Source organism: uncultured Mailhella sp., from assembly GCF_905187505.1.
Taxonomy (GTDB): domain Bacteria; phylum Desulfobacterota; class Desulfovibrionia; order Desulfovibrionales; family Desulfovibrionaceae; genus Mailhella.
Genome location: NZ_CAJJIC010000082.1, coordinates 1 through 10,840, shown reverse-complemented (window position 1 = coordinate 10,840; position 10,840 = coordinate 1). Strand labels below are relative to the sequence as shown.

Sequence of the window (10,840 nt, the reverse complement as noted above, 5' to 3'; positions counted from 1 at the left end):
TGTGCGATGGCGTCGTTTCGGAACGCAGACATCAAAAAAGGCCGTCCTTTTCAGGACGGCCTTTTTTCATGTCGCACGGCCCTTGCGGGCGGCAACTACTTCTTCAGAAAGCTCGCGAAGGGAGAAATGGCACGCAGATTGCTCACGATGCCGGGCATCACTTCAATGACGCGGTCGATTTCTTCCTGCGTGTTGTAGCGGCTCAGGCTGAAGCGCACGGAACCGTGGGCGTAGTTGAACGGAACGCCCATGGCGCGCAGCACGTGGGAGGGTTCGAGGCTGCCGGAGGTGCAGGCGGAACCGGAGCTGGCGCAGATGCCGTACTGATCGAGCTGGAGCAGAAGGGCCTCGCCTTCCACGCCTTCAAAGGAGATGTTCAGCGTGTTGGGCAGACGGTGTTCCTGATCGCCGTTGATCTTGCAGTGAGGAATGGCGGCAAGCAGTCCGGCCTGCAGACGGTCGCGCAGGGCGGAAACCTGGGTGCGTTCCTTGTCCATGTTGACCGCGGCGAGTTCGCAGGCCTTGCCGAGGCCGATGATGTACGGCACGTTTTCCGTGCCGGCACGACGGCCGCGTTCCTGATGGCCGCCCTTGAGGTAGGGACGGAAGCGCGTGCCGCGGCGCACGTACAGGGCGCCGATGCCCTTGGGGGCATGGAGCTTGTGGCCGGAAAGGGCCAGATAGTCGATGGGCAGCTTCTTGAGGTCGATGACTTCCTTGCCCACGGCCTGGACGGCGTCCACATGAAGCTGCACGCCGTGTGCCTTCACGATTCTGGCCACGTCCTCGATGGGGAAGATGGTGCCGGTTTCGTTGTTGGCATACATCATGGACACGAGCGCCGTGTCGGGACGAATGGCACGTTCAAGTTCTTCAAGGTCGAGACGGCCCTTGTCGTCCACGCCGAGCCAGGTCACTTCGTAGCCCTTGTCTTCAAGATAGTGGCCGTAGGCGAGCACGGCGGAGTGCTCCACCTTGGTGGTGATGACGTGACGCTTTTCCGGCTGGGTCTCCGTGGCGGAGTACCAGGCGGAGTTGTCGGACTCGGACCCGCAGGAGGTGAAGATGATTTCTTCCGGGTCGGCGTTGAGAATGCCGGCCACCTGTTCGCGGGCCTTCTGGATGTAGTGACCCATCTGGCCGCCGAAGGTATGCATGCTGGAGGCGTTGCCGTAAAGCGGGCCGAAGGCGGGCATCATGGCTTCCACCACTTCGGGCGCGACCCTCGTGGTGGCGTTGTTGTCAAGATAAATCACATCAGTAACGTCGGCCATGTCATGCCTCCACAACATTGATGGCGGGATCCACCTGCTCGCGCAGGGTCTTTTCCACCAGATTCTTCAGCGTCAGCTGGCTGGCGCTGCAACCGGAACAGGCACCGCGCAGAGCCACGATGACGGTGGTTCCGTCCACGTCCACAAGCTCGATGGTTCCGCCGTCGAGAGCGAGGCGGGGAGCGATGTCTTCATTGATGATGGTCATGACCTTCTGCATGCGCTGCACGTTGGTCATGCGGGGAACGGGACGGATTTCCTGAAGAGGCTTTTCCATGGCGTGCAGCTTGTCGAGAATGGACTGAATGTCGTCCTTGCAGCTGCCGCAGGCGCCGCCGGCCTTGATGAAGTCGGTCACTTCCTCAACGGTGGTGAGGTTGTTTTCCCTGGCCACCTTGATGATCTGCAGATCGGTCACGCCGAAGCACTTGCACACGAGACGGCCTTCTTCCGCCTGAGACTTGGAGGGAAGGCCCTTCCAGTGGCGGATGGCGTCTTCGAGCGCTTCTTCGCCCATGACGGAGCAGTGCATCTTTTCCTTGGGAAGACCGCCGAGGTAGTCGGCGATTTCCTTGTTGGTCAGCTTGGCGGCCTCGTCCATGTGCTTGCCCTTGATGAGCTCGGTGAGGGCGGAGCTGGAGGCAATGGCGCTGGCGCAGCCGAAGGTCTGGAACTTGGCGTCTTCGATGATGCCCTGATCGTTGACCTTCAGCATGAGCTTGAGGGCGTCGCCACAGGCCAGGCTTCCCGCCTCGCCGATGACGTTGGCGTCTTCGAGCACGCCCGCGTTGCGGGGATGCAGAAAGTGGTCACGGACAGTCTCGGTATATTCCCACATGGTTATACTCCTGATGTGCGAAGTCGGCTTCGACATGAGCCCTTCGCGTTTTCTTCAACTGGTTTCGGATCAAGGTTAATCACTTTCCGGGCAATGTCCAGAATCGTCGGGACAAGTTCTGAAAATCCCTAGCTCATTGGCCGTTCGGGGCGTGGCGCGTGTCGACTTCGTTCCGCGCGGCAGACCTGTACGCAAGCGAAAACGGCCTCATGCTGCCGGCCGTCTGTCCGTGCTGGTCCGTCAGCAGGGCGCCTTCCCGAGTTCAAAGGGCTTTTGAAGGCCGGCCCAGAACAGAAAGGCTCTGTCCCATTCCGCAAAGGAAGGAATGGTTTCGTCCCGAGGCGCGCCGGGAGGCAGGGCGTTGCCCTTGAGATCGAGTTCGTTGTTGGCGAGCTCCTGCACCCATCCGTGGAAGTTGTCGAGAGAGCGGCGAAAGTCATAGTCCGAGGAAAGAGCGCTCAGGCGTTCCTCAAAGGCCGCGGTGCCGGGATGAATGCCCGTTTTTTCTCCAAGCCAGTTGAAGATGACGTCTCTTGAACGTTCCATGGAGATTTTCTGCCCCTGCAGGACGTCGAGCATTTCGGCAAGTTCCGGCTCCTCGTCACGGGATCGTGCGGCCGCCTCGGCGGGCACGATGAGCAGAGCGTCCAGAGACTCCACGGTCAGTTCCCGTTCCGGCGAGGACTGCATGGGGGCGTCGTCCGGCGTTTCGGCGTCCTCCAGAAAATAGAAGCGCAGCCAGTGCTCATAGCGCATGGCCTTCAGAAAAAGATCGGCAAAGGATTCCGGCATGGTAGTTCTCCTTGGCATGAAGTTCCCGGAAGGGACAACGTTTTTTTCCAAGGGGAGGGAGCTCGTGTCAAGCGGAGACTTTCGTCAGCTTTCCCGAGGGGGGGGCACGCCGGCACGTTGTGGGCGGTACGGATGCAGGTGCGCTTGTCGAGACTCTTGCCCCGGGTTCTTGAAGGGACGGAAGCGTCGTCTTTTTCGATCCCGGGTCTGGCCTTGTGCAGAATGTGAGCGTTGCGTGGGGCAGGGGGCGTTGTGATGTCGAGGTCCGGGAGGTATGCGGAAGGGATGCGGACGCGGGAGGGCGGGCAGGGCCTGCCCTTGCCATTTGCCTGCAGCTTTGGCACTATAACAAGACTTCACCAAGGGGGTTACGATGGATTTTCTTCCCATCAGACGCGCTCTTCTGAGCGTGACGCATAAGGACGGACTCGCGGAATTCGCCGCATTTCTCCACAAGAAGGGCGTCGAGCTGGTTTCCACCGGCGGCACCATGAAATTTCTGAAGGAGCAGGGCCTTCCCGTGACTGCCGTGAGCGAGGTCACCGGATTTCCCGAAATTCTCAACGGTCGCGTAAAGACGCTGAATCCGCGCATTCACGGCGGCATTCTCGCCAACAAGGACGTGCCGGAACACATGAAGACGCTTGAGGAACTCGACATCAAGCCCTTCGATCTCGTGGTCGTGAATCTGTACGACTTCAAGTCCGCGCTGGAAAAGCACCTTGATCCCGCCGCCATGGTGGAGGAAATCGACATCGGCGGACCCTGCCTGCTGCGCGCTTCCTCCAAGAACTTCAACAGCATTCTCGTGCTTTCCGATCCTTCCTACTACGCCGAGGCCATGGAAGAAATCGAAAAGGGCGGCGTGAGCCTCGAATTCCGTCGCCGCATGGCGGCCGCCACCTTCCGCACCACCTCCAACTATGACGACATGATCGCCACCTGGATGGCCGGAGGCGCACAATAGCCGCCCGGGTTGAAGGCAATACCGCCGGTCTGAAGCCCAGCGAGCTCAAGGCTCTCAACAGACTGGGACAGCGCCGCTACCCGCCTCAGGGGGGCTACAGCTCCGAGCAGGCGAGGGAGCTTGCAGCGCTGTCCCGTCTTCTGTCCCGTCAGATAGGTCTTGCCCTGGACAGGCAGGGCCGGGTGAACATGGTCATCGTCGGGGATGCCTCCTCCATTCTCATCCCCGAGCTTCCCCATGTGCGCACGGGCGCGGGGCGACTGCGCGGGCTGCGCCTTCTGCATACGCATCTTGTCCCCGAAGGTCTTTCCCGTGAAGATCTCATGGACCTTCTCTTTCTGCGTCTTGATTCCGTGAGCGTGCTCACCGTGGACGACTGGGGACAGCCCGGCATGTTCCAGAGCGCGCATCTCATGCCGCCCGCGCCGGGGCAGGAGGATTCGGAATATCAGGTGGGCGACATGCTGCCGTGGGATCGTGTGGACACGGACTTCACGGTGCAGGCGGAAACGCTGGAGGAGGAGTTCGGCCGCGTCGTCGACGATGCCGTGAGCACCGGCGAGAAGGACGAGGGCGAGAGGGCCGTGCTGGTTTCCGTTTCTCTGGAGCCCCGAGCTGTTCAGGAGCGGCATCTTGCCGAGCTTTCCGAGCTTGCCCGTACCGCCGGAGTCAGGGTGACGGGCACCATGATTCAGCGCGTTGCCGCCATTCATCCGAGGCACATCCTCGGACGTACCAAGCTGGCCGAACTGGAAGTCCTTGCTCTTCAGGGGCAGGCATCCCTCGTCATTTTCGACGGAGAGCTGAGTCCGGCGCAGCTCAACAGCCTTTCCGAGCTGACGGAACGCCGCGTCATGGACAGGACGCAGCTCATTCTCGACATTTTTGCCCGTCACGCCGTCACCAAGGCGGGCAAGCTGCAGGTGGAAATGGCACAGCTGCAGTATTCTCTTCCCCGTCTTGCCGGACGTCACCGTTCTCTGGACAGGCTTGCAGGCGGCATTTTCGGCAACAAGGGCCGCGGCGAAACCAAGCTGGAACTGGAACGACGCCGCATTCGCGAGCGCATTACGCGCATCCGCAAGGATCTTGAGGAGCTCAGACGGCAGCGATTCCACACCAGGGCCCGCAGGGCAAGACAGGGACTGCCGCTGGCTGCGCTCGTGGGCTATACCAACGCCGGCAAGTCCACGCTTCTCAACGCGCTTACCCGAGCCGACGTTCTGGCGGAAAACAAGCTTTTTGCCACGCTCGATCCTACGACGCGTCGTCTGCGCTTTCCCAGAGAGAGGGAACTTGTGCTGGCCGATACCGTGGGGTTCATCCGGTCTCTGCCCAAGGAGCTCACCGAGGCCTTCCTCGCCACGCTGGAGGAACTGGAAGCCGCCGATCTGCTCATTCATGTGGTGGATGCCTCGCATCCCGAGCGGGATCAGCAGATGGAGTCCGTGGAGCGCATTCTTGCGGACATGGAACTGCAGAGCGTGCCGCGCATCACGCTTCTGAACAAGTGGGACGCCGTGGCGGTGAGCGACAGAGTACCGCTTCTTCTCGACCGTCCGGACGCCATTCCCGTTTCAGCGCTCACGGGCACGGGACTGGAAAAGGCCGCAGCCGCCATCGAGAGGCTCATGTTCGACGAAGGCGCGTGGCAGCGTCGTGATCCGCAGACCTGGGAAGAGTTTGAACGCCGCGGCAAGGCCAGGAAAAAACGTGCAGAAGAGGAAAAAACGCTTGACGATACCGAGCCTTTCCGATAAATAACACCAACACGGCACGTCCCCATCGTCTAGCCGGCCCAGGACAGCGGCCTTTCACGCCGTCAACGGCGGTTCAAATCCGCCTGGGGACGCCAAATTTGAGTACAATGAAGAACGCCAAGATGCATAACGTCTTGGCGTTCTTTGTTTTTTCTTTCCGGCATGGTTTCCCGAAGTCCAGCCTCGTCCGCTTGCATCCAAATATTTTATGGGTATATCCGTAGGTAGAAATGTGGTATGACATTTCTGATACCTACATGAATAACCGCGCGGAATCAAAAATATTTTTATCCATGTGGGCATCTCTTCGTCCAACGACAGCCAGGGAGTACCCATGCCTCTTACCGATACCCATATCCGCAGTCTGAAGCCCGACCTGAGGCCCCGCAAATATTTCGACGGCGGAGGCCTGTTTCTTTTCATTCCCACCAGTGGAAGCAAGCTCTGGAGAATGGCCTACCGTTTTGACGGAAAGAGCAAGCTGCTCAGTTTCGGAGAATACCCTGCCGTATCTCTCAAGGATGCCAGAGAACGCCGCGAAGACGCGAAGCGTATGTTGTCCAGAGGCATCGACCCGTCAGCCCATAAACGGCAGATGCGGCAGGCCAGAGCCACGGCGGAACGCGACAGTTTTCAGAATATCGCCAGAGAATGGCATGCAACCCGCATGGCGGAGTTTTCTGAAAAGCATCAGGGAACCGTCATGTACCGGCTGAAAACCTACATCTTTCCTCGCATCGGCAAAACGCATATCGCCAAGCTGGAAACACGGGATATCATGGACGTGGTCAAGTCTCTGGAGCAGAGGGGAAACTACGAGACCTCCCGGAGAGTGCTGCAAATCATCAATCAGGTGTTCCGTTATGCGGTCATCACGGGCCGGGCAAAGCACAATATCGCAGCCGATCTTCGGGGAGCCTTGAGGCCGAGAAAAACGGTCCACCGCGCGGCGGTGCTGGAACCGGAAAAAGTCGGTCAGCTTCTGCGGGATATCGACGCTTACGAAGGTTATTTCCCTCTGGTCTGTGCCTTGAAGCTGGCTCCGTTGGTTTTCACCCGTCCCACGGAACTGCGGGCTGCCCGATGGAAGGAATTTGACCTTGAGTCCGGGGAATGGCGTATCCCTGCCGAACGCATGAAAATGCGCCGTCAGCATCTTGTTCCCTTATCCAGACAGGCAATATCCATTCTTCGGGAACTTCAGAAATACTCCGGGGAGGGAACATACCTTTTTCCCTCCATCCGCACGGAGGTACGCCCCATTTCCGATGCGACCATGCTCAATGCGCTCCGGCGCATGGGCTACCAGAAGCACGAAATGAGCGTGCATGGTTTTCGCTCCATCGCGTCCACGCTGCTCAACGAACTTGGTTATAACCGGGACTGGATAGAGCGGCAGCTTGCCCATGGAGAACAGAACGAAGTGCGGGCAGCATACAATTACGCGGAATACCTTCCGGAACGCAGAAAGATGATGCAGGATTGGGCGGATTATCTGGATGGACTGCGCCACGCAAAGCGGAAAGGAAGCGGAGATACGGTATGAAAGAGAACGCCATGACAGAACGGAATGCCTGTATCGTTATCGGGAAAACAGAGGATGAAACGCAGGTGACGGAAAACGACACTGGCTGGAGCGAAGAAGACAAGGACCGTATGAGACAATACGGCTATGACGACATGGATATCATCCGGGTATGGTATAGCTGAAACAGGTTTTACAGGAAACAGCGGTAGCGAGGACATTGGAAGTCCCTGCCGCTGTTTTTTGTTGTCCATTTTTTGACAACAGACTATGCTTTTTCCATGATAGACCGCCAGATTATTACCCTAGGCAGAGTACGGCAGGCGTATGGCCTGACTGTCAGAGAAGGCGACATGCTTGTTCAGGCGCTCTGGCCTGACGCAGTTCAACCTCTGGAATTATGGTGCACAACATATGAATCCTGCTGGCAGGCATTTGTTGCTGGCAGTCACGCCGCATATGGAACGCAGATACCGGAATTTCCTTCAGGGCCGGAACTGGTGGCGGGCATTCAGACATATCTGCTTGGCTTTGATGTGATGGAATTTTTCAGAAAGATATCAACGCTTGTTCCTGTTACCTCCCTACAATATGGGTTGAATGTCATTCTTGAAGAATCCTTTGAAGATACGGCGTCTGTCTTTCCCGAGGAACGAGAATTTCTGTTCAGCAGTTTGAAAATACTGAGCACAACAGACATCTTCGCGCAGTATTCACCGGATTCACCTCTCTTTGATAAGCCGATATTCTCCATTCCCGCCTCAAGTTATCACTTCATTGCACATATCTTTGCTGATACTATAATGGTGGATAGGAGCGTCGCCATCAGGCAGCTTCGCTACTATCCCCTGCGCCGGGAAGTGAAAGGCATCACCCGTGCTCTTGTGGAAGCCGTTTTACAGACAGCTTCGCCGGAATCGTCTGTTGCCGACAAAGTGGCGGCAGTTCCCCTGTGTGAAAGGGCACCGCAGGATGAAAAACTTATTTTCCGTATTCCCGGAGCCGTCTGGCAAGGAAGGCCGGACGCCGCCGTCCGTGATGCCATGAAAGAAAAGTATCCTCTTGCGGTCATCGCTTATGTTCTCCTGTACTGGTGTGGTCCTCAAAAATCCGAGACCAGTCACAAAACTCCACAGGGCAGAAAGACGCATGTGGGGCGCTTGCTTGCGGGTAAAGAGTACAGGGACGACAAGTCCTATCGCAATTTGATGGATATGCTCCTCAAGGAAGCGGAGACATACGCCATAATCAAGGCATGACCAGCCTGCTGTTTTCCCGTCTTTTTGAGAAGTTCCCGTTCTTTTCCCGTTTGATTCCCTCACGGGAATCTTTGGACGTGTGCCAGAGTCTCCTGAAATCCAAACAGATTCAGGAGATTTTTTATGAAACAGCATCAACTGTCCATTTCCACTCACGGCCTTTTGCGTCTTCCTCAGGTTCTCAGCATGATTCCCATAAGCAAGAGCGCCTGGTGGGAAGGCTGTCGGACCGGGCGGTATCCCAAACCCGTGAAACTTGGTCCCAGAACCACGGTCTGGAGAGCAGAAGATATTGCCGCGTTCATCGAAAGTCTTGGCAGACAGGGGGAAGAGCATGAGTAATCCCCTGCAAAATTTTCGGGACCTCCTGACCGACAAGGGCTTGATTCCGTCTGACATCGAAGCGGACGGGAAACTGCATCGTTGTCCCACGCAGGCCAGGCCGCATAAACAGAACGGCGCATACATCGCGCATGTTGACCCTCCTGCCACGCTCTGGTGGTGCAACTGGGAGAGCGGAGACCAGGGGACGTTTACTGAAATGGATCAGAGAACGTTCTCCCCGGCTGAAAAGGAAGCATGGCAGAAACGGCAACGCAACATTCGTCATCAACGAGAGGAAGAATGTGCCCGCCGGTATGAAGCAGCGGCAAAACAGGCCCAGGGCGTCTTGGAGGCATCTTTTCCCTGCTCGTCGGAACACCCATATTTACGGCGTAAAGGCGTTCCCGCGCTTGGGGACATACGTCAGACCCGGAGCGGTCTGCTGCTCCTTCCCGTCAGGGATATATCGGGAACCTTACAAAGCCTGCAATATATCGCCCCGGACGGGACAAAGCGCTTTCTCATGGGCGGCAAAGTACAGGGAGGACATTTCATTATTCCCGGCAAGTCGGAAAAGCCTCTAGTTCTTTGCGAAGGTTACGCTACGGGAGCAAGCATCCATCTTGCCGTCAACTGTATCGTATATGTGACGTTCTCAGCCAATAACCTGCCTGTCGTGGCCAATCTTGTGAGACACAGATTCCCGGATGCTTCCATCCTCATTTGTGGCGACAATGATGAAGCAGGCCGCAGTAAAGGGCAGGAAGCTGCTCAAGCAGCACAGGCTCGATTGGCCCTGCCCAAGTTTACCACCGGCGAGGGGAAAGACTTCAACGACCTGCATCAGAGTGAGGGGCTGGAAGAAGTTCGCCATCAGGTGGAAGAGGCCATGCATACAGCTGCCCGTCCGTCTCTGATTTCTCTGGACATGGGGGAGTTTCTTTCCATGTCCATACCTGAACGGGGGTATCTTTTATCCCCCATTCTTCCGGTTCAAGGGATAGGCATCCTGTATGCTCCGCGCGGCATCGGCAAGACGTTTGCGGCCCTGAGCATAGCCGTTGCCGTGGCTTCCGGCGGTGCGGTGTTCAACTGGCGTGCGCCGATGCCTAAACGAACGCTGTATGTGGACGGGGAAATGCCTGCCACATCCATGCAGAGTCGTCTTGCAGCGCTTGTCAGCGGTATGTCCGTTCCTCCGCATACGTTGAAAAACATGGCGCTCATCACACCGGACCTGCAACCCTGTCCCATGCCGGATTTGTCCACCGCCGGTGGGCAGGGCATGATTGAGCCTTTTCTGCAAGGTGTGGACATGGTGGTGCTGGACAACATTGCTACCTTGTGCCGCACCGGCAAGGAAAATGAATCACAGTCCTGGCAGACCATGCAGGCGTGGCTGCTGGAGTTGCGTCGCAGGGGTATGACCGTCCTGCTTATCCATCATGCCGGAAAATCCGGCGACCAGCGCGGCACCAGCGCCAGGGAAGACATTATGGACACGGTGATCAGCCTGCGCAGACCCAGGGAATACAGTATGGCCGAAGGAGCACGTTTTGAGGTCCACCTGACTAAGGCTCGGGGCATACTGGGTGATGACGCCAAACCATTTGAGGCCAATCTGGTTACCGAAGGTAATGCGCTGCACTGGCAGGTCAGAGAGCTGGAAGACGTTGAACTGGAAAGCTTGAGACGACTTTTAAAAGAAGGCTACAGCATCCGCGACTGCGCAGAGGAAATGGGGAAATCCAAGGGGGCCATCCAGAGGCTGAAAAAGAAATTGGAGGAACATTTCTGAAGGCTCATATGATCAGGTGTACCGCTGTACCGCCTCTTACGCCGTGGTACAGCGGTACACCCGCAATATTCGATCCGTCAGTTATCCGGTGATGTCCGGTCAGGTCCGAATACGTCATCCCCTTTTGTACCGCCTGAACGGGAAAAGTGTACCGCTTTTCTGCCGCATCAGAAATGGTGCAGTCATGGATACAAGGAAGTTTCATCATGTCCTACCTCGTCCTCCATATGGATAAGTTCAAGAAAGAGGCCATACGCGGCATCCAGAGCCATAACCGGCGGGAACGGGAGAGCCACAGCAACC

At 57.3% G+C, this 10,840-nt stretch carries 11 protein-coding genes and 1 tRNA gene; 9 read left to right on the top strand and 3 right to left on the bottom strand.

What is annotated here, in order from left to right; translation table 11 throughout:
* Positions 1-95 precede the first annotated feature (95 nt).
* From nifS to QZZ60_RS08060, 3 genes are all read right to left on the bottom strand, one after another.
* Positions 96-1,274 carry a cysteine desulfurase NifS gene (gene nifS / locus QZZ60_RS08070; protein WP_295640327.1) on the bottom strand — a complete coding sequence of 393 codons (1,179 nt, stop codon included), beginning with the start codon at positions 1,272-1,274 and terminating at the stop codon, positions 96-98.
* A gap of 1 nt (position 1,275) precedes the next feature.
* The gene (nifU, locus tag QZZ60_RS08065) at positions 1,276-2,112 is read right to left on the bottom strand and encodes a Fe-S cluster assembly protein NifU (protein WP_295640324.1); all 837 of its coding nucleotides are present in this window, start codon (positions 2,110-2,112) and stop codon (positions 1,276-1,278) included.
* Positions 2,113-2,352: 240 nt separating this feature from the next.
* Complete coding sequence (locus QZZ60_RS08060; protein ID WP_295640321.1) at positions 2,353-2,904, bottom strand: hypothetical protein; 552 nt, start codon at positions 2,902-2,904, stop codon at positions 2,353-2,355.
* A gap of 373 nt (positions 2,905-3,277) precedes the next feature.
* Between QZZ60_RS08060 and QZZ60_RS08055 the strand changes: the two genes are divergently transcribed.
* The 9 genes from QZZ60_RS08055 to QZZ60_RS11430 all read left to right on the top strand — a co-directional run.
* The gene (locus QZZ60_RS08055) at positions 3,278-3,871 is read left to right on the top strand and encodes an IMP cyclohydrolase (protein WP_295640318.1); all 594 of its coding nucleotides are present in this window, start codon (positions 3,278-3,280) and stop codon (positions 3,869-3,871) included.
* A 188-nt stretch (positions 3,872-4,059) separates the two neighbouring features.
* Entirely contained in the window at positions 4,060-5,631 is a 1,572-nt protein-coding gene (hflX, locus tag QZZ60_RS08050; protein WP_295640315.1) for a GTPase HflX, read from the top strand.
* A gap of 18 nt (positions 5,632-5,649) precedes the next feature.
* Positions 5,650-5,726 (top strand) — tRNA-Glu (locus QZZ60_RS08045).
* A gap of 239 nt (positions 5,727-5,965) precedes the next feature.
* Positions 5,966-7,177: an integrase arm-type DNA-binding domain-containing protein gene (locus QZZ60_RS08040; RefSeq protein WP_295640312.1), complete on the top strand. Its 1,212-nt coding sequence runs from the start codon at positions 5,966-5,968 to the stop codon at positions 7,175-7,177.
* Positions 7,174-7,341 (top strand): hypothetical protein, encoded by a 168-nt coding sequence (locus tag QZZ60_RS08035; RefSeq protein WP_295640310.1) that lies wholly within the window; start codon positions 7,174-7,176, stop codon positions 7,339-7,341. Before QZZ60_RS08040 ends, QZZ60_RS08035 begins: the two co-directional genes overlap by 4 nt.
* 96 nt (positions 7,342-7,437) lie before the next feature.
* Positions 7,438-8,415 (top strand): hypothetical protein, encoded by a 978-nt coding sequence (locus tag QZZ60_RS08030; RefSeq protein WP_295640307.1) that lies wholly within the window; start codon positions 7,438-7,440, stop codon positions 8,413-8,415.
* A gap of 123 nt (positions 8,416-8,538) precedes the next feature.
* On the top strand, positions 8,539-8,757 hold the full coding sequence (locus QZZ60_RS08025; protein ID WP_276818985.1) for an AlpA family transcriptional regulator: 219 nt from the start codon (positions 8,539-8,541) through the stop codon (positions 8,755-8,757).
* Positions 8,750-10,537, top strand: a complete 1,788-nt coding sequence (locus QZZ60_RS08020; protein WP_295640300.1) for an AAA family ATPase — start codon at positions 8,750-8,752, stop codon at positions 10,535-10,537. The genes QZZ60_RS08025 and QZZ60_RS08020 overlap by 8 nt, the downstream gene beginning before the upstream one ends.
* A 173-nt stretch (positions 10,538-10,710) precedes the next feature.
* The coding region (locus tag QZZ60_RS11430) for a plasmid recombination protein (protein ID WP_367119411.1) at positions 10,711-10,840 on the top strand (130 nt) is incomplete at its 3' end.